This window comes from Williamsia sp. DF01-3, from assembly GCF_023051145.1.
Classification (GTDB): Bacteria; Actinomycetota; Actinomycetes; order Mycobacteriales; family Mycobacteriaceae; genus Williamsia.
This window is the reverse complement of sequence record NZ_JALKFS010000005.1, coordinates 916,615-940,639: the sequence shown is the minus strand read 5'-3', so window position 1 is coordinate 940,639 and position 24,025 is coordinate 916,615. Positions and strand designations below refer to the sequence as shown.

General features: G+C 64.7%; 22 protein-coding genes, 1 tRNA gene and 1 pseudogene. 11 read left to right on the top strand and 13 right to left on the bottom strand.

Annotated elements, in window-relative coordinates:
• Position 1 precedes the first annotated feature (1 nt).
• The 9 genes and pseudogenes from nuoF (at position 2) to nuoN (ending at position 11,771) form a co-directional block, all read left to right on the top strand.
• Positions 2–1,321 carry an NADH-quinone oxidoreductase subunit NuoF gene (gene nuoF, locus MVA47_RS06425; protein WP_247207156.1) on the top strand — a complete coding sequence of 440 codons (1,320 nt, stop codon included), beginning with the start codon at positions 2–4 and terminating at the stop codon, positions 1,319–1,321.
• On the top strand, positions 1,318–3,729 hold the full coding sequence (locus MVA47_RS06420; RefSeq protein WP_247207155.1) for an NADH-quinone oxidoreductase subunit G: 2,412 nt from the start codon (positions 1,318–1,320) through the stop codon (positions 3,727–3,729). Before nuoF ends, MVA47_RS06420 begins: the two co-directional genes overlap by 4 nt.
• Positions 3,726–5,069 (top strand): NADH-quinone oxidoreductase subunit NuoH, encoded by a 1,344-nt coding sequence (nuoH, locus tag MVA47_RS06415; RefSeq protein WP_247207154.1) that lies wholly within the window; start codon positions 3,726–3,728, stop codon positions 5,067–5,069. Before MVA47_RS06420 ends, nuoH begins: the two co-directional genes overlap by 4 nt.
• Positions 5,062–5,586: an NADH-quinone oxidoreductase subunit NuoI gene (gene nuoI / locus MVA47_RS06410; RefSeq protein ID WP_247207153.1), complete on the top strand. Its 525-nt coding sequence runs from the start codon at positions 5,062–5,064 to the stop codon at positions 5,584–5,586. The genes nuoH and nuoI overlap by 8 nt, the downstream gene beginning before the upstream one ends.
• Positions 5,583–6,398, top strand: coding sequence for an NADH-quinone oxidoreductase subunit J (locus MVA47_RS06405; RefSeq protein ID WP_247207152.1), 816 nt, complete (start codon positions 5,583–5,585; stop codon positions 6,396–6,398). The genes nuoI and MVA47_RS06405 overlap by 4 nt, the downstream gene beginning before the upstream one ends.
• Complete coding sequence (gene nuoK, locus MVA47_RS06400; protein WP_247207151.1) at positions 6,395–6,694, top strand: NADH-quinone oxidoreductase subunit NuoK; 300 nt, start codon at positions 6,395–6,397, stop codon at positions 6,692–6,694. The genes MVA47_RS06405 and nuoK overlap by 4 nt, the downstream gene beginning before the upstream one ends.
• Before the next feature lie 7 nt (positions 6,695–6,701).
• Positions 6,702–8,596, top strand: a pseudogene (nuoL, locus tag MVA47_RS06395) (NADH-quinone oxidoreductase subunit L).
• Positions 8,593–10,161: an NADH-quinone oxidoreductase subunit M gene (locus MVA47_RS06390; protein ID WP_247207150.1), complete on the top strand. Its 1,569-nt coding sequence runs from the start codon at positions 8,593–8,595 to the stop codon at positions 10,159–10,161. The pseudogene nuoL and the gene MVA47_RS06390 overlap by 4 nt, the downstream one beginning before the upstream one ends.
• Positions 10,158–11,771, top strand: coding sequence for an NADH-quinone oxidoreductase subunit NuoN (gene nuoN, locus MVA47_RS06385; RefSeq protein WP_247207149.1), 1,614 nt, complete (start codon positions 10,158–10,160; stop codon positions 11,769–11,771). The genes MVA47_RS06390 and nuoN overlap by 4 nt, the downstream gene beginning before the upstream one ends.
• 13 nt (positions 11,772–11,784) lie before the next feature.
• On the opposite strand, the gene MVA47_RS06380 is transcribed toward nuoN, so the two are convergent.
• The 5 genes from MVA47_RS06380 to MVA47_RS06360 form a co-directional block, all read right to left on the bottom strand.
• Positions 11,785–12,810, bottom strand: a complete 1,026-nt coding sequence (locus tag MVA47_RS06380; RefSeq protein ID WP_281504679.1) for a GAF domain-containing protein — start codon at positions 12,808–12,810, stop codon at positions 11,785–11,787.
• Positions 12,811–12,974: 164 nt separating this feature from the next.
• Positions 12,975–13,065 (bottom strand) — tRNA-Ser (locus tag MVA47_RS06375).
• 89 nt (positions 13,066–13,154) lie between these two features.
• A complete protein-coding gene (locus MVA47_RS06370; protein WP_023956656.1) occupies positions 13,155–13,364 on the bottom strand; it encodes a CsbD family protein in 210 nt (69 codons plus the stop codon).
• Between the two features lie 133 nt (positions 13,365–13,497).
• Positions 13,498–13,956, bottom strand: coding sequence for a nucleoside deaminase (locus MVA47_RS06365; RefSeq protein ID WP_247207147.1), 459 nt, complete (start codon positions 13,954–13,956; stop codon positions 13,498–13,500).
• A gap of 23 nt (positions 13,957–13,979) precedes the next feature.
• Complete coding sequence (locus MVA47_RS06360; protein ID WP_023956660.1) at positions 13,980–14,489, bottom strand: tRNA adenosine deaminase-associated protein; 510 nt, start codon at positions 14,487–14,489, stop codon at positions 13,980–13,982.
• Between the two features lie 91 nt (positions 14,490–14,580).
• Here MVA47_RS06360 and MVA47_RS06355 point away from each other — a divergent pair, with 91 nt between their 5' ends.
• Positions 14,581–15,567, top strand: a complete 987-nt coding sequence (locus MVA47_RS06355) for a prephenate dehydrogenase (RefSeq protein WP_374474132.1) — start codon at positions 14,581–14,583, stop codon at positions 15,565–15,567.
• Here the strand turns inward: MVA47_RS06355 and MVA47_RS06350 are convergent.
• The 8 genes from MVA47_RS06350 to MVA47_RS06315 all read right to left on the bottom strand — a co-directional run bounded on the left by MVA47_RS06350 (position 15,540) and on the right by MVA47_RS06315 (position 22,225).
• A complete protein-coding gene (locus MVA47_RS06350) occupies positions 15,540–16,091 on the bottom strand; it encodes a putative glycolipid-binding domain-containing protein (RefSeq protein ID WP_374474350.1) in 552 nt (183 codons plus the stop codon). The two genes, MVA47_RS06355 and MVA47_RS06350, sit on opposite strands and share 28 nt — an antisense overlap.
• Positions 16,092–16,246: 155 nt before the next feature.
• On the bottom strand, positions 16,247–16,948 hold the full coding sequence (locus tag MVA47_RS06345; RefSeq protein WP_247207145.1) for an ABC transporter permease: 702 nt from the start codon (positions 16,946–16,948) through the stop codon (positions 16,247–16,249).
• Positions 16,945–17,640 (bottom strand): ABC transporter permease, encoded by a 696-nt coding sequence (locus MVA47_RS06340; protein WP_247207144.1) that lies wholly within the window; start codon positions 17,638–17,640, stop codon positions 16,945–16,947. The genes MVA47_RS06345 and MVA47_RS06340 overlap by 4 nt, the downstream gene beginning before the upstream one ends.
• Positions 17,637–18,737 carry an ABC transporter ATP-binding protein gene (locus MVA47_RS06335; protein WP_247210625.1) on the bottom strand — a complete coding sequence of 367 codons (1,101 nt, stop codon included), beginning with the start codon at positions 18,735–18,737 and terminating at the stop codon, positions 17,637–17,639. Before MVA47_RS06335 ends, MVA47_RS06340 begins: the two co-directional genes overlap by 4 nt.
• A gap of 22 nt (positions 18,738–18,759) precedes the next feature.
• The gene (locus MVA47_RS06330; protein ID WP_247207143.1) at positions 18,760–19,752 is read right to left on the bottom strand and encodes an ABC transporter substrate-binding protein; all 993 of its coding nucleotides are present in this window, start codon (positions 19,750–19,752) and stop codon (positions 18,760–18,762) included.
• An 87-nt stretch (positions 19,753–19,839) separates the two neighbouring features.
• Positions 19,840–20,580: a class I SAM-dependent methyltransferase gene (locus tag MVA47_RS06325; protein WP_247207142.1), complete on the bottom strand. Its 741-nt coding sequence runs from the start codon at positions 20,578–20,580 to the stop codon at positions 19,840–19,842.
• A gap of 5 nt (positions 20,581–20,585) precedes the next feature.
• A complete protein-coding gene (locus tag MVA47_RS06320) occupies positions 20,586–21,371 on the bottom strand; it encodes a class I SAM-dependent methyltransferase (protein WP_247207141.1) in 786 nt (261 codons plus the stop codon).
• Entirely contained in the window at positions 21,368–22,225 is an 858-nt protein-coding gene (locus MVA47_RS06315; RefSeq protein ID WP_247207140.1) for a hypothetical protein, read from the bottom strand. Before MVA47_RS06315 ends, MVA47_RS06320 begins: the two co-directional genes overlap by 4 nt.
• Positions 22,226–22,388: 163 nt before the next feature.
• Here MVA47_RS06315 and MVA47_RS06310 point away from each other — a divergent pair, with 163 nt between their 5' ends.
• A complete protein-coding gene (locus tag MVA47_RS06310; RefSeq protein ID WP_247207139.1) occupies positions 22,389–23,747 on the top strand; it encodes a glutamate decarboxylase in 1,359 nt (452 codons plus the stop codon).
• Positions 23,748–24,025 lie beyond the last annotated feature (278 nt).

Below are 24,025 nucleotides of genomic sequence, written 5' to 3'. Positions count from 1 at the left end.
GATGCCGCTGGCACCGGTTCTGAGCCGCTACTGGGACGAGCCCGAATCCTGGACGCTCGACACCTACCGCGAACACGAGGGCTACCAAGCGCTTTCGAAGGCACTGGCGATGGAACCCGACACGGTCATCGCGACGATCAAGGAGTCGGGGTTGCGAGGACGAGGAGGGGCCGGATTCCCCACCGGGATGAAGTGGTCGTTCATTCCCCAGGGCGACGGCAAACCCCACTACCTCGTGGTCAACGCCGACGAATCCGAACCGGGCACGTGCAAGGACATGCCGCTCCTCCTCGCCACCCCACACGTGCTGATCGAGGGGATCATCATCGCCGCGTATGCCATTCGTGCGGCACACGCTTTCATCTACGTGCGCGGCGAGGTGGTCCCGGTATTACGCCGATTGCACAACGCCGTCGCCGAGGCATACGCCGCCGGATACCTCGGCGACAACATCCTCGGCAGTGGTTTCCATCTCGACGTGGTGGTGCACGCCGGCGCCGGCGCCTACATCTGTGGTGAGGAGACCGCGCTGCTCGATTCGCTGGAAGGGCGCCGCGGACAACCGCGTCTGCGTCCACCTTTCCCCGCCGTCGCGGGCCTCTACGCCAGCCCCACCGTGGTCAACAATGTCGAGTCCATCGCCAGCGTGCCGCCGATCATCCAGTACGGCAACGAGTGGTTCCGATCGATGGGGAGTGAGAAGTCGCCGGGGTTCACCCTGTACTCGTTGTCCGGCCATGTGACACAACCGGGACAGTACGAGGCACCGTTGGGCATCACGCTGCGCGAGCTGCTCGACTACGCAGGCGGTGTTCGCGCCGGACACCAACTCAAGTTCTGGACCCCCGGTGGCTCGTCCACCCCGATCTTCACCGACGAGCACCTCGACGTCGCCCTGGACTACGAAGGCGTCAGCGCAGCCGGATCGATGCTGGGCACCAAGGCCTTACAGATCTTCGACGAGACCACCTGCATCGTCCGCGCGGTCTTGCGGTGGACCGAGTTCTATGCCCACGAGTCGTGTGGAAAGTGCACTCCCTGCCGCGAGGGCACCTATTGGCTGGTGCAGATACTCCGAGATCTGGAGAGCGGCAGCGGTTCCGAAGCCGATCTCGACAAACTCCTCGACATCTCCGACAGCATTCTCGGCAAGTCGTTCTGCGCTCTCGGTGACGGTGCAGCCAGCCCGATCATGTCGTCTCTCAAATACTTCCGTGACGAGTACGTGGCCCATGCCGAACACGGCGGCTGCCCGTTCGATCCGGAGCGAGCAACACTGTTCGCGTCTGCAGGTGCTCCCATGAACGCAGGTGCGCGATGACGGCCGTCGACAACAGCCCGGCGTCGGGGGGCTCGGCGGCCCTCGATCTCGTGACGATCACCATCGATGGCGTCGAGCTCAGTGTGCCCAAGGGCACCTTGGTGATTCGCGCCGCTGAACTGATCGGCGTACAGATCCCGAGGTTCTGCGACCATCCCCTGCTCGAACCGGTCGGGGCATGCAGGCAATGCCTGGTGGAGGTGGAGGGTCAACGCAAACCCCTCGCCTCCTGCACCACCACGGCAACCGAGGGCATGGTGGTGCGCACTCAGATCACCTCGCCGATTGCGGAGAAGGCCCAGCGTGGGGTGATGGAACTGCTCCTGATCAACCACCCGCTGGACTGCCCGGTGTGCGACAAGGGCGGTGAGTGCCCGCTACAGAACCAGGCGATGTCCACCGGGCGGGCGGAGTCTCGCTTCGAGGGAGTCAAACGTACCTTCCCCAAACCGATTCCACTGTCGAGCGAGGTGCTGCTCGACCGCGAGCGGTGCGTACTGTGCGCACGGTGCACCCGGTTTTCCGAACAGGTCGCCGGCGACCCGTTCATCGATCTCCTCGAACGAGGAGCCCAGCAGCAGGTGGGGATCGCGGCAGACGAACCATTCGAGTCCTATTTCTCGGGTAACACCGTGCAGATCTGTCCGGTGGGGGCATTGACGGGTGCGGCGTATCGCTTCCGCGCCCGGCCGTTCGACCTCGTTTCCAGCCCCAGCGTCTGTGAGCACTGCGCAAGCGGTTGCGCACAGCGCACCGATCATCGGCGGGGCAAAGTGATGCGCCGACTGGCCGGGGACGACCCAGAGGTGAACGAAGAGTGGAACTGCGACAAAGGCCGATGGGCATTCACCTATGCCACTGCTCGCGATCGCATCACCACACCCCTCATCCGCGACGCGGACGGAGAGTTGGTGCCGGCATCCTGGTCGCATGCGCTGGACATCGCCGCACGCGGACTGCGGGCGGCCCGCGGTCGGGCCGGGGTTCTCGTCGGTGGACGCGCAACGGTCGAGGACGCGTATGCCTACGCCAAGTTCGCTCGAACAGGGCTGCACACCAACAACATCGATTTCCGTAGCCGCGACCATTCGGTCGAGGAAGCACAGTTCCTGGCGGCCCACGTGGCCGGACGTCTCCTGGACGTCACCTACACCGACCTCGAGAACGCGCCCTCGGTACTACTCGCCGGCTTCGAACCCGAAGAGGAATCGCCGATCGTGTTTCTCCGACTGCGCAAAGCGGTGCGCACGAGGGGAATGGCGGTGCAGGCCATCGCGCCCTACCGCAGCCGCGGCCTGGAGAAGCTGTCGGCCCGGGTCATCCCGGTGGTACCGGGCGACGAACCCGGCGCACTCACGGCGCTGACCGACTCGGCTCCCCTCGCCCGGCCCGGCTCCATCATCGTGGTCGGCGAACGCCTCGCGTCGGTGCGCGGCGCACTGTCGGCGGCGGCCGCTCTTTCCCGTGCGACCGGCGCCAGACTCGCCTGGATCCCCCGCAGAGCCGGTGACCGTGGCGCACTGGAAGTCGGTGCTCTGCCCGGTCTTCTGCCGGGCGGGCGGCCCGTGGCCGACCCCGAGGCACGCGCAGAGCTCGCATCCGTGTGGGGGCCCGATCTGCCGCAGGAACCCGGCTTGGACACCGGTCAGATCCTGGCGGCGGCGGGTGCCGGGTCACTGGGGGCGCTGCTCGTGGGCGGTGTCGAACTCGACGACCTTCCCGACCCTGACGCCGCACGCTCCGCACTGGACACCGCGCCCTTTGTCGTGAGTCTGGAAGTGCGGACCAGCGACGTCACCGATCGCGCCGACGTGGTGTTTCCGGTGGCACCGGTGGTCGAGAAGAGCGGCACTTTCGTGGACTGGGAGGGACGCCCCAGATCGTTCGCAACCGCACTTCCCGCCACCGACTCGATGCCCGATCTCCGTGTCCTCGATGCAATCGCGCGGCAGATGGGTATGGATCTCGGGCTCCCCGACCCCGGTAGAGCCCGAGCTGAGCTGGCCGGTCTCGGAGCCTGGTCGGGTGCCGGCGCCCCAGCTCCCGACACCTCTGCGGCAGAACTGCCCACAGCTCGGCGTGGCGAGGCCATCCTGACCGGCTGGCGCTTGTTGCTCGACTCCGGTCGTCTGCAAGACGGTGAGCCCCACCTCGCGGGTACCGCTCGGCGACCGGTGGCACGCATGTCGGCGGTCACCGCTGTCGAGAATGGCCTCGCGGCAGACGATCTCGTCACGGTCAGCACGGGCCGTGGGGCCATCACTCTCCCGGTGGACACGGTCGACATGCCCGACCGGGTGGTCTGGCTGCCGCTCAATTCGCCGGGCAGCCAGGTCTATGCCGAACTCGGGCCGGCGATCGGCAGCATCGTGAAGGTGTACCGAGCGGACGCAGGGGTACGGCCATGAACGACCTGTCCGAGTTCGGCCACGACCCCTGGTGGCTCATCGTCGCCAAGGCGTTGATCGTCTTCGTCTTCCTGCTGCTGACCACGCTGGTCGCCATTCTCGCTGAACGAAAGGTGATGGCGTGGATGCAAACCCGCGTCGGACCCAACCGTGTGGGGCCCATGGGATTGCTCCAGAGCCTGGCTGACGGTGTGAAGCTCGCCCTCAAAGAGGGCATCATTCCCCGCGGGATCGACAAGCCGATCTATCTGCTCGCTCCGATCATCGCCGTCATCCCGGCCATCATGGCGTTTGCCGTGGTCCCGTTCGGACCGGTGGTCTCGGTGTTCGGTCACCGAACCCCACTTCAATTGACCGATCTTCCGGTGGCCGTGCTGTACATCCTCGCCGTCACCTCGGTGGGTGTGTACGGCATCGTTCTCGCCGGATGGGCTTCCGGCTCAACGTATCCACTCCTCGGTGGGTTGCGTTCGACGGCGCAGGTCATCTCGTACGAGATCGCGATGGGTTTGACGTTCGCGGCGGTCTTCCTCCATGCCGGCACCATGTCCACGTCGGGGATAGTCGACGGTCAACTCGACACCTGGTACGTCTTTCTCCTCCTGCCCTCGTTTGTCGTCTATGTGTTCTCGATGGTCGGCGAGACCAACCGGGCGCCCTTCGATCTCCCCGAGGCAGAAGGCGAACTGGTCGGCGGCTTCCATACCGAGTACTCATCGCTGCGGTTCGCCATGTTCATGCTGGCGGAGTACATCAACATGGCCACGGTATCGGCCCTCGCCGCAACGATGTTCCTCGGCGGATGGCATGCGCCGTGGCCGCTTTCGATCTGGGACGGCGCCAACTCCGGCTGGGTCCCGCTGATCTGGTTTGTCGCCAAGGTCTGGGGTTTCCTCTTCTTCTTCATCTGGTTGCGGGCCACGCTGCCGCGGCTGCGCTACGACCAGTTCATGACGCTGGGGTGGAAGATCCTCATCCCGGTGTCACTGGGATGGGTCATGGTCGTCGCAACCATCCGTGCTCTGCGGGTAGAGGGCCATGACATCGGTTCGGTGGTCGACATCATCGCCGGTGTGGTCTTTGCTATCGCCTTGCTGGCTGTGTTCTGGGCGATGAGTCGTTCCAAGCGACGCCGAGCCGGTGAGGCGAACGCAGGCCCCGACCTTTCCGCACCGTTCGACCCCATGGCCGGAGGATTCCCGGTGCCGCCACTGACCGGGCAGAGCCGGCCCGGCCAGACATCGCGGGGACAGACCGGATCCGCATTACCGGCCACAAGACGTTCGGAGCCGACACAGGCCTCGCAACCCGTTCCGATGAAGGAGAGCAGCGATGCGTAATCCGCTTGAACCACTTGCCGGCTTCGGGGTCACGTTCTCGTCGATGTTCAAGAAGAACAACACCGAGTTGTATCCGGAGGAGAAGGCTCCGACGGCGGCGCGTTATCACGGGCGACACCAGCTCAACCGCTACGCCGATGGACTCGAGAAGTGCATCGGCTGCGAGCTGTGCGCCTGGGCGTGCCCTGCCGACGCGATCTACGTCGAGGGTGCGGACAACACCGAAGAGCAACGCTTCTCACCCGGTGAGCGGTACGGGAGCGTCTACCAGATCAACTACCTACGCTGCATCGGATGCGGGCTGTGCATCGAAGCGTGCCCCACCCGGGCCCTCACCATGACAAACGAGTACGAGATGGCCGACGACAACCGGGCCGACCTCATCTACGGCAAGGACAAACTCCTCGCCCCGCTCGAACCGGGCATGGAGTCACCGCCCCACCCGATGCAACCGGGCAGCACCGACGAGGACTACTACCGCGGCTCGGTGATCGCCACAAACGAAGTGCCGCAATGAACCCGGCATTAGCAGCTGAGTCGCTCACCCGTACGTCCACAGGTGAGGCGGTCCAGTTCTGGGTACTCGGCACTGTCGCCGTCCTGGGCGCGCTGGGTGTGGTGTGCGCAACCAAGGCTGTGTACTCGGCAGTGTTCCTGGCCATGACGATGATCATCGTTGCGGTCTTCTACATCGCGCAGGGCGCACTGTTCCTTGGGGTGGCCCAGATCGTCGTCTACACCGGCGCAGTGATGATGCTGTTCCTGTTCGTTCTCATGCTGGTCGGGGTGGACTCGTCCGATTCACTGGTCGAGACACTACGTGGACAACGACTCGGCGCCATCTGCGCCGGGCTCGGATTCGGGATCTTGCTGATCGCGGGGATCGGAAGTGCCACGGTCACAGCCTTTGCCGGAGTCGACGACTCGACGACGGTGGTGTCGGACCGTTCACCGGGGGCCGCGACCGGAGGCAACGTCGAAGGACTCGCCGAGCTGATCTTCGTCCGGTACCTGTGGGCGTTCGAGCTCACCGGCGCGTTGCTCATCACCGCGACCATCGGAGCGATGGTGCTGGCCCACCGCGAACGCCTCGGCGATCGGGACAGTCAGCGCGAGCTCTCCATCCGACGCTTCCGCGAAGCCGGGCGCCGCACCCCTCTGCCGAATCCCGGTGTCTACGCCCGGCACAACGCCGTCGACATGCCGGCCCTGCTACCCGACGGCTCGTTCTCCGATTTGTCGGTGAGTGATGTTCTCGAGCCCCGGGATCCGGCGGGCCCCAACCTCGGGTCGGCCAAGTCGGATCGCGCCGGTGGGCGGCGGTCATGAATCCCGAGAACTACCTGTACGTCTCGGCTCTGCTGTTCACGATCGGGGCATCCGGCGTACTGATCCGCCGCAATGCCGTGGTCGTGTTCATGTGCGTGGAACTGATGCTCAACGCCTGCAACCTGACCTTCGTCACCTTCGCCCGGATGCACGGCAATCTCGACGGTCAGGTCATCGCCTTCTTCACCATGGTCGTCGCGGCCACCGAAGTTGTTGTGGGACTGGCGATCATCATGACCATCTTCCGGACCCGCCACTCGGCCTCGGTCGACGATGCCGACCTGCTGAAGCTATGAGACACGGATGAACACAACCGTCTGGATCCTGCCGGCGCTCCCGCTCGTCGGATCGATCGTGTTGCTGCTCGCAGGCAGGCGCACCGACCCGTGGGGTCATCTGCTCGGCTCCCTCATGGCGCTCGCCTCTTTCGTCTACGGGTTGATGCTCTTCACCGACATGCTCGGACGCCCCGGCGACGAACGCGCCGTACACGAGAACCTCTTCACCTGGGTGCCCGTCGGTGAGCTACGTGTGGACTTCGGTCTGCAACTTGACCAGTTGTCGATGTGTTTTGTCCTGCTGATCACCGGTGTGGGCTCGCTCATCCACATCTATTCGATCAGCTACATGGCCGATGACCCTGATCGTCGGCGATTCTTCGCCTACCTCAACCTCTTTCTGGCAGCCATGCTTCTGCTGGTCCTTGCCGACAACTATCTCGGCCTCTACCTCGGCTGGGAGGGCGTCGGACTTGCCTCCTACCTGCTGATCGGCTTCTGGCATCAGCGTCCGTCTGCGGCCGCAGCCGCGAAGAAGGCCTTTGTGGTCAACCGCGTCGGCGACATGGGTCTTGCCATCGGGATGATGATCATGTTCGCGACATTCGGGTCGGTGGGCTTCGCCGAGGTGTTCGCCGGAGCCGGCGAGGCCGGTGAGACAGTACTGACCTTCCTCGGCCTGATGTTGCTGCTCGCCGCGTGCGGCAAATCTGCGCAGGTGCCGCTGCAATCCTGGCTCGGGGATGCCATGGAGGGCCCCACGCCGGTGTCCGCGCTCATCCACGCCGCGACCATGGTGACCGCCGGCGTCTACCTCATCACCCGGTCGGGCCCGATCTTCGACCTGGCGCCCGGAGCGCAACTCGCGGTGGTGGTCGTCGGCGCGGTCACGCTCTTGTTCGGCGCGATCATCGGCTGCGCCAAGGACGACATCAAAAGGCCCTCGCCGCCTCCACCATGAGCCAGATCGGTTACATGGTGCTCGCCGCCGGACTGGGACCGGCCGGATATGCCTTCGCCATCATGCATCTCATCACACACGGCTTCTTCAAGGCCGGTCTGTTCCTCGGCGCCGGGTCGGTGATGCATGCGATGAACGACGAGACCGACATGCGCCGTTTCGGCGGCTTGCGTGCGCTGATGCCGATCACCTTCATCACCTTTGGGTTCGGCTATCTGGCCATCATCGGAATCCCGCCGTTCGCAGGCTTCTTCTCCAAGGACAAGATCATCGAAACAGCCTGGGCAGCAGGTGGTGTGAAAGGCGTGATCCTGGGCGTCGTCACTGTGCTCGGCGCCGGTATCACCGCGTTCTACATGACACGCGTGATGCTGATGACCTTCTTCGGCACGAAGCGCTGGCCGGCTGACACCCACGGGGCGACCGCGCACCCACACGAGTCGCCTGCCTTGATGACCGGACCGATGATCCTGCTGGCCCTCGGATCCGTTTTTGCCGGTGGGTTCTTGGCATTCGGAGGTTCACTGCAGCACTGGCTCGAACCGGTGGTCGGTGAGCACCACGACGAGCTGCCCGTTCCCATCTGGGTGATCACCGCCGGCACACTCGCGGTGGTACTGGCCGGCTTCGCCGTGGCCTGGCGGCAGTACGCCCGACGCGACATCCCCGTTGTCGCACCGAAGGGACGCGCGCTCACCGTCGCAGCCCGCCGCGACCTCTACGGCGACGCATTCAACGAGGCGGCGTTCATGCGACCCGGCCAGAAGCTGACCGGAGCACTGGGGTCGGCGGACTTGAAAGGCGTTGACGGCCTGGTGAACGGACTCGCCGGCGCCGTCGGCGCCACATCCACGCTGTTCCGCAAAGTGCAGACCGGATACGTCCGCTCGTACGCGTTGTCGATGTTCGCCGGAGGCGCCCTGTTGGTCGCGATGATGATGTTGGTGAGGGTGTGGTGAACGCAATCCCCTGGCTGACACTGTTGTGGGTGGTACCGGCGATCGGTGCGGTTGTCATCTTGATGCTGCCTCCTCGACTACGAGTGGTCGCCAAATGGGTAGCGCTGGCAACGTCGGTAGGGGTGCTCGCCCTCGCGCTTGTGTTGGCGGTCCGCTTCGATCCCGGTGGCGACCAATACCAGTTCGTGGAATCACGCTCGTGGATACCCGCTTTCGGGACCCGCTACGAGCTCGGTATCGACGGCATCGCGCTGGCGCTCGTGGTGTTGACCGCCGTGCTGCTCCCCCTTCTGCTCCTGGCCGGGTGGAATGACGCCGACGCCGACCGACGGCGTGCGACCCATCGCTACATGGCACTGATGTTGCTGGTCGAGGCCATGGTGATGGTGTCGTTCACCGCGCTCGACATCTTCCTCTTCTACATCTTCTTCGAAGCCATGCTGATCCCGATGTACTTCCTCATCGCGGGTTTCGGTGCGGCAGAACAAGCCCCGGGCCAGCGGTCGCGGGCGGCGGTGAAGTTCTTGCTGTACAACCTCGCCGGGGGCCTTGTCATGCTGGCCGCGGTGATCGGCCTGTACGTGGTGACCGCCGACCAGGGCGGCGGTACGTTCGACTTCCGCGAGATCGTCTCGGCCGTCTCCTCCGGCTCGCTGGACATCGACCCTACTGTCGGCAAAGCCCTGTTCCTGGGCTTCATGTTCGCCTTTGCGGTGAAGGCGCCGCTGTGGCCGCTGCACACATGGCTCCCGGACGCGGCAGTACAGGCCACCCCTGCCGGCGCCGTGCTGATGATGGCCGTGGTGGACAAGGTGGGCACCTTCGCGATGCTCCGGTACTGCGTGCAGTTGTTCCCCGATGCCACAAGATATTTCACCCCGTTGGTCGTCACACTGGCGGTCATCGGGATCATCTATGGCTCCATCCTCGCGATCGGCCAGACCGACCTGATGCGTCTGATCGCCTACACGTCGATCTCCCACTTCGGCTTCATCATCCTGGGTATCTTTGCACTCACCAGTCAGGGACAGTCCGGTTCCACGCTCTACATGGTGAATCACGGCATCGCCACCGCGGCACTGATGTTGATTGCCGGGTTCCTGGTGTCGCGGCGCGGATCACGGGCCATCGCCGACTTCGGTGGGGTTCAGAAAGTTGCACCACTGCTGGCCGGCACTTTCCTGGTGGCGGGACTGGCGACTCTGTCGCTTCCCGGGCTGGGTCCGTTTGTCAGCGAGTTCCTGGTCCTGATCGGCACTTTCACCCGCTACCCGGTGGCGGCCGTCTGCGCCTCGGTGGCTCTGGTGCTTGCCGCGATATACGTGCTGTGGATGTACCAGCGGGTGATGACCGGTCCCGTGAACAAGAGCACCGAGCGCCTCACCGATCTGCACGGCCGCGAAATGCTGGTGGTGGCACCCCTTCTGGCGCTGCTGCTGGCGCTGGGCATCTATCCCGCACCGGTGCTCGACGTCATCGATCCAGCCGTGGGCCACACCCTCACCGTCATCGACGAGCGTGACCCCGCACCGGCTGTTGCCGAGCCCGATGGAGGTGACCGATGAACGGTTGGGCGCTGGATACGGCCCAGGACGTGCTGCCTGCGCCGTCGATCGAATACGCACAACTCTCACCGATGTTGATCGTGTTCGCGGTTGCGGTGGCCGCGGTACTGGTCGAGGCGTTTGCACCCGATCGATTCCGGTACGCGTTGCAACTCATCCTGAGCGTCGGTGGCCTGGTGGCAGCATTCACAGCTGTTGTCGCACTGGCCGGTACCCGCGAATCGGTGGCGGTCGGTGCCGTGACTGTCGACGGCCCGGCACTGTTCATGCAAGGCACGATCTTGGTGGTGTCGGCGTTGTCCATCCCCCTCATCGCCCAGCGCACCATGGCGGGCGTGACCGTCGGCGCCGGGGTGGGCGCGGCAGCCGGTGGCCGGGTGAAGTCGCTGGACGCGTTCACATCTGCTGCGTCCACCGTGCCGGGCAGCGAGCCGGAACGACGAGCGACCACTGCCGGACTCGCGCAGACGGAAGTGTTCCCCCTCATGCTGTTCGCGGTCGGCGGCATGCTGTTGTTCCCCGCGGCCGACGACCTGCTGACAATGTTCGTGGCGCTCGAAGTACTGTCGCTGCCGTTGTATCTGATGTGCGGTCTTGCGCGTCGTCGCCGGCTGCTCTCGCAGGAAGCGGCCTTGAAGTACTTTCTGCTGGGCGCCTTTTCATCGGCGTTCTTCCTCTTCGGGGCGGCGTTCCTCTACGGCTACGCCGGGTCGGTCGACTTCCCGGAGATCGCCGCAGCCATCGACGCCGAGGCCGGTGACAAGACGCTGGCTTTGATCGGGGCGGGCCTGGTCTCGATCGGCTTGCTGTTCAAGATCGGTGCGGTGCCGTTTCACTACTGGGTCCCGGACGTCTACCAGGGCGCGCCCACGCCCATCACCGCCTTCATGGCCGCAGCCACCAAGATCGCCGCGTTCGGTGCGATGTTGAGATTGTTCTACGTGGCTTTGCCCGGTTTGAAAGACGAGTGGCGTCCGGTGTTGTGGGCGGTTGCGATCCTGACGATGGTCGTCGCCTCCGTCGTTGCGATCACCCAGACCGACATGAAGCGCATGCTCGCGTATTCCTCTGTGGCGCACGCCGGTTTCATCCTGACCGGTGTTGTCGCCATCAACCGTGCAGGACTGTCGTCCACGATGTTCTACCTCGTCGCCTACGGCTTCAGTACCGTCGGCGCTTTTGCCGTGGTGACCCTGGTGCGGGACCGGGCAGGCGAGGTCGGCGAGATGTCGCGGTGGGCGGGTCTGGGACGGCGATCGCCGTTGGTGGCCGGGACTTTCGCGTTGTTCCTACTCGCGTTCGCCGGCATCCCACTGACGAGTGGCTTCGTGAGCAAGTTCGCGGTGTTTTCGGCGGCTGCGTCCGGCGGCGCCGTTCCGCTGGTGATCGTCGGGGTGCTGAGCAGCGCAATCGCCGTGGTGTTCTACGTCCGGGTTATCGTGCTGATGTTCTTCTCCGAACCACCTGCCGACAACGCCCCCACCGTCGTCGTGCCGAACAGCGCGACCACCTTTGTCATCGGTCTCGGCGCTGTCGCGACCATCGCCCTCGGCATCGTTCCTCAACCGCTCCTCGACCTCGTGGATCAGGCAGCGGTCTTTCTGAGTTGAGCCCGCGGCCGACTCACACCTTCCCTTCTCGACTCGCGGACTCCACCCGCAGGAGCCCGTGCCCGTTCGACCCTGCGGTCGCGGCAGTGAGGGTGATGCGTGCGCCGTGCCATGGCCCGTCCGAAAACCGCACTCTGACCACGTATTCGGCCCGGGGTACACGTTCGGTCGCCACCGCGATCTGGGCGTCCATCACTGTGGACATGTCGTCGGGATGGAACTCCGCGTTCTGCGTGGCCCATTGATCCAGCGGGGCAGGCGGCTCGGTCAGCCACTCGGTGACGATGCCCGTCGCGAAGTCGACGTGCCCGATGCCCCACTCCCCCTCCACCAGCCGCGCGACCACCCGGGCCGTCCGGCGGTTGTAGGCTGCGGCCGAGCTGGGTTCGCGCACGTCGGTGATGTCGTGGACGATTCCCCGCAACCCCCAGGTGTCGTCGCGGTTCTTGACGGCACGCATGGTCATGTACACCTGGGTCAGATCACCATCGTCCCGGCGGATGGTGATGTCGCTGTCGAATGCTTCGCCGTCCGTGATGCTCCCCGACATGATGTCAGCCACATACGTGCCGAGTTCGCCCTCCCGGGGGAACGCCTCGAAGTACTTGAACACCTCGGGGCTCACCCGCGTCGTCTGCGGATCGGTGATCCCGAGGATCTCGGTCTCGATGGTCGGCCCATGATGGGTCAGCTGTGTTGCCGGATCCCAGAGGAACGCTCCGACCAGCCGACGGGGTGGCGGCAGCTCGTGCTCGAGGCCCACCCACACCTGGACGCCGTACACACTGTCTGCGGGTCCTTCGACGGGGTGCGCGACCATCATCAGCGATTCGTTCTTGTCGGCGGAGAGCACTCGGCGAACGGTGCTCCGCGACTCGGCCACGTCGCCGACCATCGTGAACAGTGCCGCGGTCACCTGGGGACTCCGCAGATTGTCGCGCCGGCGGATCGACGAATAGCGCCGCGGCCTCACCCTGTCGAACACGAGAGTGGGCTCTCCATTGCCCATGCACTCGATGAGAATCCAGCCGTGACCCATGAACACCCCCACACAAGAATCGCTGTCATGCCGCACCACCGCTGCGACGAATACCCCGGTTACCGATTACACCCCACCGTCCAGGTGCGACCTCATGCGGAACCATCGGACTCGATACAACACAGAAACAGCCCCTCACCTGGATCAGGTGAGGGGCTGTTCGCTGGCGGTGGCGGAGGGATTTGAACCCTCGGTACGGGGTTACCGTACACAGCATTTCGAGTGCTGCACCTTCGGCCGCTCGGACACGCCACCGCCGAAAACTGTACCGCAGGGCCGGGCTGAGCCAACAATCCGCTGGTCAGTCCGGCTGTACAGACAGCCTTCGGCGGTGTGAGCGGCTCTTAGTGGCCGGTCAGCTTGTCTTTGAGGTTGTCAACGCCACCCTTGACGGCGTCGGCAGCGTCAGACACCTTCTGCTTCGCGCCGGCACTGGCTTGATCGCCCTTGCCTTCGTTCTTGAGGTCGTGGTCGTTGGTCAGGCTTCCTGCGGCTTCTTTCCCGCGGCCCTTGAGATCTTCGGCCTTGTTCTTGGCATCGTCGGATACAGCCATGGATCCTCCTAGTTGACTCGATCTGTGACCAAGGTGCTTCACACGCGACTGTCGCGTGATGCCTGGGTACCCACTGCTGCTCGATCTCAATCGGATACCCAGGAGTTCCGAGATCACCGCGTCGGACCTGTCCTCAGGAGGGTCGTTGACCAGCGAAGAACTCGCGCAGGACCGCCGCGCACTGGTCGGCGAGTACGCCGCCGCGCACCTGAGGACGGTGGACATTGCGTCGGTCGCGCACCACGTCCCACAACGAACCCACGGCCCCTGTCTTCGGCTCCCACGCACCGAACACCAGCCGATCGAGTCTGGCCAGGGTGATGGCGCCCGCGCACATGGTGCACGGCTCGAGGGTCACGGCGATGGTGCAGCCCGTGAGCCGCCATCCGTCGCCGACCACGTCGACCGCTTGTCGAATGGCGAGGATCTCGGCGTGTGCGGTGGGATCAGAGGTCGCCTCGCGTGCGTTTGCGGCCTGCGCGATGGCAGTGCCGCCGGAATCGAAGACCACCGCGCCCACGGGCACGTCTCTGGGGTCGGCTCCGGCGGCGGCCGCCAGTGCCGCCTCGATCATCTGCTCATCGGTACCCATGCCACCCGACTCACGAAAAGTGCTCAGTGACCGAGCTTCTCGAGCGTCTTCGACAGCTCGTCCGCGAAACCGAGTCGGGCGGCGATCATCCCGATCTGTTCGTCGGCATACAAATCGGTGTCACCGACGATGATGCTCATCACCGAATCCGGCAGACCGAGGTCGGCGAGAATGGCCAGATCGCCTTCTTCCCACGGTTCGACATCATCGATTTCGTCGGGATCGATGTCGGGGATCTCGACATTGAGCACGTCGAGTACATCGGCGGCGATGTCGTAGTCGATTGCCGCTGTGGCGTCCGAGATCAAGAGTTTTGTTCCCGACGGCGACGGCCGGACGACTATGAAGAACTCGTCGTCCACGTCGAGCAGTCCGAACACCGCTCCGGCGCTGCGCAGGCCCCGCAGCCGATTCTCGGCTTCACCGAGTTCGGCCAGTGCACTGCGATCCATTGCGGTGAGGGTCCACTTGCCGTCCTCCCGGACGACCGCAATGGCGAAACCATCTACATCATCCGCACCTGCAGCTGCCATGCGGTCACGGTAGCGGTCGGCGCGGGTAAACCCAACTCTCTACGAGCAGCCGCGTGACCTGCGCACCGCCCGCATGTGCCAATCTGATCGGGTGACCGCGACCTCGCCACAGCCCCGGCCCCCTGTCTGTGTTCTGGGCCTGGGTTTGATCGGCGGTTCGTTGCTGCGGGCACTGGCCGCCACCGGTCGACCGGCGTTCGGTTACAACCGCTCCGAGGCCACCGTCGCCGCTGCCGCCGAGAGCGGGTTCGACGTGTCGACCGACCTCGTCGCGACCCTCGCCCACGCAGCGGAGCAGTCGGCGTTGATCGTGATCGCGACGCCGGCCCCCACAGTTGCCACGATCGTCGGGGCCGTCGCCGAGCACGCCCCCCGGTGTCCGCTGACCGATGTGGTGAGCGTGAAGCAGCCGGTCGCCGACGCGGTTCACGCGCAAGGGCTCAGTAGCAACTTCGTGGGCGGCCACCCGATGGCGGGTTCGGCCGACTCGGGCTGGGCGGCCACCGACCCCACTCTTTTCGATGGCGCGGTCTGGGTGGTGGCCACCGACGACGGCGCCGATCCCCACGTGTGGCGGACCGTTGCGCAACTCGCCCTCGATGTCGGGTCCCGCGTGATCCCCGCCGCGTCCGATGAACACGATCGCGCTGTCGCGGGCATTTCCCATCTACCTCACCTCACGGCCGCCGTGACCGCTGTGGTGGGCGCCGGCGAAGGTGAACTCGCTTTGCGGCTCGCGGCGGGCTCGTTCCGCGATGGGACACGCGTGGCCGGCACCAAACCCTCTGCGCAGCGAGCCATGCTCGAGGCGAACGACATCGCCTTGCTCAATGCACTCAGCGAGACCATCGACCGCCTCACCCGTGCCCGCGACCAACTGCGCGACGTGGGCTCGGTGGAGATCCTCGTCGAAGACGGTCACCGCGCACGCAAGCACTACGAGCAGATCAACGCTTCCGCCGACGTGCCCGTCACCGACGTGGTGATTGGTTCCGACGGCTGGGAGGCGGCCCTGCGTGACGCCGCCCGCCGCGGCGGGGTGTGGACGGGTCAGACCCGTTCGGCCAACCCCGGGTAGTTGATGACAAAACCGTTGTCGTCGACGGTGAGGGTGGTGTCGGCCACCGGTGAGACCACTCCGATGCCACCGTCACCGGGTGTGTACTGCAGCGTCGCCGGCTTCACCTCGCCCGTGGGCAGGTAGAGGTAGGCAACGGGGACTGCGACCGGCGTGGCTGCGGGTTTGCCCAGCCCCAGCCTGCGGATCGGCAGCGCGTTGAAGAAGGGGCTCAGCGCCAGGTCGACGTCTTGTGCGCCGCCGAAGTCGCTGCGTTCCATGCCGCGGGCAGTCTGCACGAGCCACGTGTCTTCGTTGTCACGGGTGATCGAGATCTGGGCGTCCCCACCCGCGCGCACGAGGTGCAGCGACAACCGCTTGGTGACACCGGCATCGTTGGTGACCAGGTCGTACGAGGCGCTGAAGGCCTCTCGGTCGGCGGTTGCCGCGGCAACGATCCGCCCATACGCCTTCACCCGATTCCCGGAGACCGCGACACGCACCTGCTCGAGTCGATCCTCGCCTATCCCACGCCAGGTCATCACTGTCTTGAAGTCGCTGTTGTCAGAGACACCGGCCGACCCTGGCTGGAGCACGGTTGCCTCTTGGGACACGTCTGGGGAATTCACACCTTCAAGGTAGGCGACCAGACCCCATGTTTCCGAACCAATGGCACACATTGGCCGGTCCACCCCTTTGATCAGGCGGTGGACAGGTCCGGAGTGCGCCGCAACCGCCCGGTACCGGGTACCGACGCCCAGGTCAGACCCGCGAGGATCCCGTCGAGAATCAGAGCCAGAAGCGTGACCAGCAAAGATCCTGCAATCATCGGCGGGTAGTCGTAGGTGGCGAGCCCGTCGAAGATCGGGCGTCCGAGGCCACCCAAGCCGGCGTAGGCCGCAATGGCTGCGGTTGCCACCACCTGCAGAGTGGCGTTACGTAGGCCACCCAAGATGAGTGGAAGTGCGTTTGGTAACTCCACTCTGAGCAGCACCTGTAGATGGCTCAAGCCCATGGCCCGGGATGCGTCGACCACTGCCTTGTCGACGTTGGCGACCCCCGCATAGGTGCCGGCCAGCAGCGGCGGGATCGCGAGGAGGATCAGCGCGATGATCGTGGGGGTGAGTCCGAGACCCATCCACAAGATGAAGAGCAGCAGCAGACCCAGGGTCGGCAACGACCTCAGGACGTTCACCAGTCCCACCACGGCCACCTCGCCCTTGCCGGTGTGACCGATGAGCAGACCGATCGGGACCGCGATCAACGCCGCGACCGCCACCGCGTAGAAGGTGTAGCCGATGTGTTGGCCGATCTCGACCAGCAATCCCTCGGAGTCCTCGGTACCGGTCCAGTTCGTTCCGGTGGTCAGGTAGCTGACGGTGTCGCTGAAGATGTTGCTCATGCCGGTGCCGCCTCCTTGGCCAGGTTCATCCGGCTACGTGCCAACCTGCCCGGCGCCCGGCCGACGCGTGCCCACGGGGTCAGCACCCGGCCGATCACCACGAGGACCAGGTCGATCACCAGCGCGAGAACCACCACGGCGATGATGCCGGCCACGATCTCGTCGGTGTAGTTGCGGCTATAGCCTTCGGTGAACAACCGGCCCAGGCCGCCGAAACCGATGACCGCACCTACCGACACCATCGAGATGTTGGTCACCGACACCACGCGAATGGTGGCGATGAGCACCGGGATCGACAGCGGGAGTTCGATCTTCAGTACGCGCTGCCACGGCTTGTATCCAATGGCCGTGGCGGCGTCGACTGCAGCGGGGGGCACGGCGTCGAGCGCCTCGGGAACCGAACGCACAAGCAGCGCAGTCGAATACAAGGCCAGCGCAACCATCACGTTGACGTCGGAGAGGATGCGCGTGTTGATCAGCGAGGGCAGCACGATGAACAGAGCGATGGACGGGATGGTGAAGATGATCGAGCCGACCACGATGGTCGCCCGCCGCGCCGGCCGTGAACGGTACACCAGCAGGCCCAGCGGAATAGCGATGACCAGCGCCACCGCCAGCGGAATCATCGATAGTTTGATGTGCTCGAGAGTCAGTTCCCAGACCTTCGAGAAATGGTCGAACAGGTAATTCATGACGCCGACTTACGCTGCTGCTCCAGAGCAGCGAGGACGTCGGCGGCGCGGACCCCTCCGCTCACGGTCCCTTGGCCGTCCACCACCACACCGATTCCCGAGGGCGATGACAATGCGGCATCGAGTGCCTGGCGCAGCGACCCGGACTCACTGAACAGCGACCCACCGGCTGAGCAACTGTCGTACAGCGACGCACCACCGGAATGCGCCCGCACCCCATCGGCGTCGACCCAACCGAACGGGGTTCCGTCCACCGTCACCAGCCGCCACTCGTCGGCGCCGAGGACCAGCCCGTCGATCTGCCCTTCGGTGATCGGTTCGAGCGGCTCGATCTTCACGTCCTGACCCGAATTGAACTGCAGCAGACGGTAACCGCGGTCGCGACCGACAAACGAGGACACGAACTCGTCGGCGGGCGCGGCGAGCAGTCGAGCCGGGGTGTCGAATTGGCGTAGGACACCGCCCTTGCCGAAGATCGCGATCCGGTCGGCGAGCTTGACGGCCTCATCGATGTCGTGGGTGACGAAGACGATGGTCTTGCGCAGCTCGGCCTGCAGTCGAAGCATCTCGTTCTGCAGGTCCTCGCGCACAACGGGATCGACAGCACTGAACGGCTCGTCCATCAGCAGGATGGCCGGATCTGCAGCCAAAGCCCTTGCCACACCGACACGTTGTTGCTGTCCGCCCGACAGCTGGCCCGGGTACCGGGTGGCCACGGTCGAGTCCAGACCGACCCGCTCGAGGAGTTCGAGCGCCGCGCGCCTGGCCGCCTTGCGCGACTCGCCCTCCAGCACCGGGACGGTGGCCACGTTGTCGACCACTCGCTGGTGGGGCATCAGACCGGCGCTCTGGATGACGTAACCGATACCGCGTCGCAGCGTCACCGGGTTGGTGGTACTCACGTCTTGTCCGTCCACCTTCACGGTGCCGGACGTCGGATCGATCATCCGGTTGATCATGCGCATCGAGGTGGTCTTGCCACATCCCGACGGACCGACAAAGGCCGTGAAACTGCCTTCTTCGATCTCCAGGGTCAGGTTGTCGACCGCGGTGGTGCCGTCAGGGTAGGTCTTGGTCACCGCATCGAAGGTGATCATCGGCTTCCTTCCATCGGTCATCTCATGACCCCAGCTGCTTGTTGAGTCCGTGCTCTTTCACCCAGCGCTCTGCCGCATCTTCGACTTCGAGTTTCTGTGTGCCCGAGACCATCTCGTTCAGGCTTCGGAGTTCCTCGACGGTCAGTTGTGCCGACACCGCGTCAAGCACCTTGCGTAGTTCCGGCGAGTCCTTCGACTTCGCCAGCACCGGCACGATGTTGTTGGCGGGGAAGTTGTGTTTCGGATCTTCGAGCACCACAAGGTTTTCCGTGGCTATCGCGGGCGTTGTGGTGTAGATGTCGGCGGCGGTGACCCGTCCGCTGGTCAGCTCGTTGATGGTGGCCTGGCCACCGCTGTCGTTGTTGGGTTTGAAGTCCACGTCCAGCCCATAGTTTCGGCGTAGGCCCGGTACCCCCACCTCACGGGTGGCGAACTCGCTGTTGGCCATGAAGCTGACGGTCTCCGACTGCGCCACCCGCGCGAGGTCTGCGATGGACACCAGGTTCCATTTCTCTGCGCTCTGTCGGGTGACGGTCACCGAGTCCGAGTTGGAGCCGGGAGCCGGTGTGTAAGTCAGCAGATCGTCACCGAGTACTGCGGGCAACGCATTCTCGATGTCGGGCAACGACGTCAGCGACGAGTACTTCGTCACCTCTTCCTCAGACAGGCCGGGAGCGGCCGCTGCCAGATACTGGAGCAGGTTCCCGATGTAGTCGGGAGCGATGTCGATGTCGCCGGCACGCAGGGCGGGAAGGTAACGCTCACGGGTACCCGAATTGAGCTGGTTCTCGGCCGTGAACCCGTTGGCCTCGAGAACGTCGATGTAGATCTGACCGATGATCTGGCTTTCCAGCACGCCCCCTGATCCGACGACGATGTGCCGGGGATCGGGATCACGAGATCCCGCACGGTTGAGCGGATCGAAGCATCCTGCGACGACGGTCGCCAGCAGCATCACGATCAACGGCACCAGGGTGACCCTGATCCAGGTCCGCCGGCGAGGGAGCGTTCGCATCTGTTCCATAGAACACCACTGCAGCGATGGCGTCAGCATGGCCGGGCGATTTTGTTCATGGTGAGCCGAACTCGACTCGCCGACCGCTCAGAGTCGGTGGGCGCGGTACACGTGCGTCCGGTAGGGCAACACGATGACACCGTCGCTGTCGGCCACATCATCCGCCAGCTCCTGCACCCCCGCCAGGATCCGGGTGCGTTCGGCATCGGCTGCGGTGATGACGTGACTGCGCGACGCTGCCATCGCAACGAGCTGTTCCGATGTCAACCGACGCTCCCAGTCGAAGGCCTTGTGTTCCAAAGGACCGAAGTGCGTTCGTAACCGGGGCCCGCCCCTGGCCACGAACAATTCGGCAGCGCTGGCGGACATGATGCCGGTGAGCGCGGCCACCCACGGAACCGACTCGTCCCGGATGTTCCACACCAGGCCGATCCGTCCACCGGGCTGCAGTACCCGGGCGGCTTCGGCGGTCGCCGGCTCGGGCTGCACCCAGTGCCAGGCCTGCCCGTAAGTCAGGACATCGGCCACCGAGTCGTCGAGGGTCGTCTGCTCGGCAGTGCCCGATACCGAGTGCACCGTCGGCAAGGCCGAGGACAATGCGTCGAGCATCACCCGATCGGGCTCCACCGCGATCACCGTCCGTCCCGGCGAGAGGAGCGACGCGGTGAGTTTGCCTGTGCCGGCACCGATGTCGACGACCACTCGGGCTTCGGACGGAACGAGATGGGCGATTGCAGCTTCCGGATAGTCCGGCCGGCCCTTGCTGTACGACGCTGCTTCGCGACCGAACGACGTTGCCATCCGCGCTTGCCTGTGAGGGTCGGTCATTGCCACTACGTCCTGTCCCTGGTTGCGCTCACCACCACGTACGGGGCCGCGAACGTCACCGACCCGTCGGCGTGCGCCAGTTCACCGAACACATCCCGAAAACCGTTGACAACCCGCTGACCTCGTTCGTCGTCGATCATGGACAACAGGTTGACGTGCACCGGGGACTCACTGGTCACCAGATGCATCGCCTCGTCCACGGAACCGAACTGCCACAGATGGTCGCGCTCGTCCACCACAACATCGATGAAGCCATCGGCGAGCCTCTGCTCGATGACGGCCGGGTCGGCCCACGATTCGGGCGACACGTCACCGAACTGAGGCGCCGGCGACGGGCCGAGTACGTCGGCGATCGGAGCGAACAGCGGTTGCTCGGACCCCGACGCCCACGCGGTGTACGCGAATGTCCCGCCGGGCTCCAACAGTCTGCGGACCTCGGTGATCTGAGGTTCGGGCTGCACGAAGATGATGCCCACGCTGGAGAGCACCACGTCGGCCGGTGGCAGTCCGGTCGCGCTCGCGTCCGCACACACCCAGCGGATGTCGAGGCCGGAACGCGCCGCCTCCATCTCCGCTTCTTCGAGCAGCTCGGTGGTCAGGTCCACCCCGGTGACCTGAGCCCCTTCACGGGCGCAGAGCAGTGCCGCGCTGCCGGTTCCACAGGCGAGGTCGTAGACGACCGCACCGGACAGCGGAGTCCGACGGCCGGCCACGGCCACCAGATCTTCGGCGAGAGGGACGAGGTGATCCGCCACCGTTCGGTACCGACCCCGAGCCCATGGCGTGCTCATGAGCCGAGATGGACGCAGACCGCCAACACACCCTTCTCGTCGGCGACGACCTTCCCGTCGACCTTGATAGAGCACGTCACGTCATTGCCATCGATCGAGAAAGCACTGAGCTGCAACGTGTCCGGCGCGCGGTCGATGGTTTTGGTCCACGGCGTGCGGGGATCGGATTCGGTCTTCTCGCCGTCACGATCGCTGTACAGGATCAGCATCGCCGAGCCGGTCACCTCGTACTCGACCGTTCCCGCGGTCGAACCCGTCGTGGTGGTTTCCGTGGTGGTGGTGGTGTCGTCGGTTTCCCGGGTGGTTGTCGTGTCGGTGGTCGACGTTGCCGAGGTGGACGTCGCCGACGGGGAGTCGTCGTCGGAGCCTCCCATCAGGGCGAGGGCCGCAAATGCTCCGCCGGCGACCACGATCAGTGCGACCACCGCGCCCAGGATAATCAGCAGGGTTTTCTTGCTGCCCCCATCGTCGGGTCCGTTCGGGGGACCGCCGTAGCCGCCTCCGTACGGAGGCTCTCCGTATGGAGGTCCGCCACCGTAAGGGTTGTTGCCGTACGGATTGTTCGGGTCGAACGGCTCCCCATAAGCAGGCTGACCTTGCGGCCCATAGGCGGGCGGGCCATACGCCGGTTCGCCGTATTGGTTACCGCCGTATTGGGGGTCGCCGTACTGGGGACCGCCGTATTGGGGCGTCGAGCCCGATCCGTACGCCGGCATCTGACTGGTGCCGCTGGGGCCCTGGCCCTGCTGGTCCGAAGGCTGACCCCAGTACGGCTGTTGCGGTTGCCGAGGATCCTGGCCGCCCCAGTACGGTTCATCCGGCTTGTTGGGATCGTTCCCGTATCCAGGCCCCATACGTTTTGCTCCTCAGCTCGGCCGTCAGGAGTCAAACACTACCGGCGCGGCGTACGCAGGCCTAGAAACAGTTTCTCCGTACGCGGGCACGGCAAACGGTACGATCAAAACGCTTCGCGGGCGTCGAAAAGCACCGCGTCTCATCCAACGCGATGGAGTTCAAATGTCGAACGAACGTGGATTGATCGCTCCCGCATATACCGGCCGGCTCGCTGTCGAGGGTGTCCCGGCCCTGAGAATTCCGGACGATTCGATGGAACCGGAAATCGCGTACCGCTTCATCCACGATGAATTGATGCTCGACGGCAATTCGCGCCTCAATCTGGCTACATTTGTGACCACTTGGATGGATCCGCAGGCCGAGCGATTGATGGCCGAGACCTTCGACAAGAACATGATCGACAAAGACGAATATCCGTTGACTGCCGCCATCGAATCCCGGTGCGTGAGCATGGTCGCCGATCTGTTCCACGCTCCCGGACTCGACCCCGAGGACGCATCGACAGCTACTGGCGCATCCACCATCGGCTCATCGGAGGCCGTGATGCTCGGCGGACTCGCCCTCAAATGGCGCTGGCGCGAGAAGAAGACGGGCGGCACACCGAACCTCGTCCTCGGCAGCAACGTTCAAGTGGTCTGGGAGAAGTTCTGCCGCTATTTCGAGGTCGAACCGCGCTATCTGCCGATGGAGGCGGGTCGCTACGTCATCACCCCCGAGCAGGTGACCGAGGCGGTGGACGAGAACACGATCGGCGTCGTGGTGATCGCCGGGACCACGTACACAGGCGAACTCGAACCTGTCAAAGAGGTCGCCACCGCTCTGGACAAGCTCGCGGCCGATGGCGGCCCGGACATCCCGATCCACGTCGACGCGGCCAGTGGCGGTTTTGTGCTTCCGTTCCTGCACCCCGATGTCGAGTGGGATTTCCGGGTGCCGCGGGTGGTTTCGATCAACGTCAGCGGACACAAGTACGGACTCACCTATCCCGGAGTCGGTTTCGTGGTCTGGCGCGGCAAGGAGCACCTCGCCGAGGACTTGGTGTTCCGCGTCAATTACCTCGGCGGCGACATGCCCACCTTCACTCTCAACTTCTCGCGTCCCGGCAATCAGGTCATCGGCCAGTACTACAACTTCCTGCGACTCGGGCGCGCCGGCTACACCGACATCATGAAGGCGCTGTCGAGCACAGCCCAATGGTTTGCCGGGCAGATCGCCGAGGAAGAAGAGATCGACGTCCTGACAGACGGTTCGGCGATACCGGTCGTGACGTTCAAGCTGAACGACCCTTGCCCGTTCACGGTGTTCGACATCTCCCATGGCCTGCGGGTGTACGGCTGGCAGGTACCCGCCTACACGATGCCCGACGACGCCACGGACGTCGCCGTTCTCCGAGTCGTGGTGCGGGAGGGGTTCTCGCGCGACATGGCTCGCGTCCTGCACCAGCACCTCGTCGAGGTGATGGACGGACTACGCAAGATACAGGCCGGCGGCCATTTGGAGAGCCAGCATTTCGCCCACTGATTTTTGGGCGCAAATAGCTGTGTCCTGAGTCACAGTTTCTTCGGGGGATTTCACCTCTCGCGACGATCGAGTCATTGTCGACGGGGACCGACACCATCCCCTCCCGGTGATTGGCCCGAGTTCTTTGCGACCTTCGGTCGTTAATTTCGCATGTTGTTTTATTAACTCACCAGCAATTACTCATTGACCTGCGACAAGTAGGCGTCTCTCGTGCGACGGTCAGGGCAGTTGGCCAAGTGGCCAGCTGTCCAACCCATCCAGGGAGAACAAAATGCATT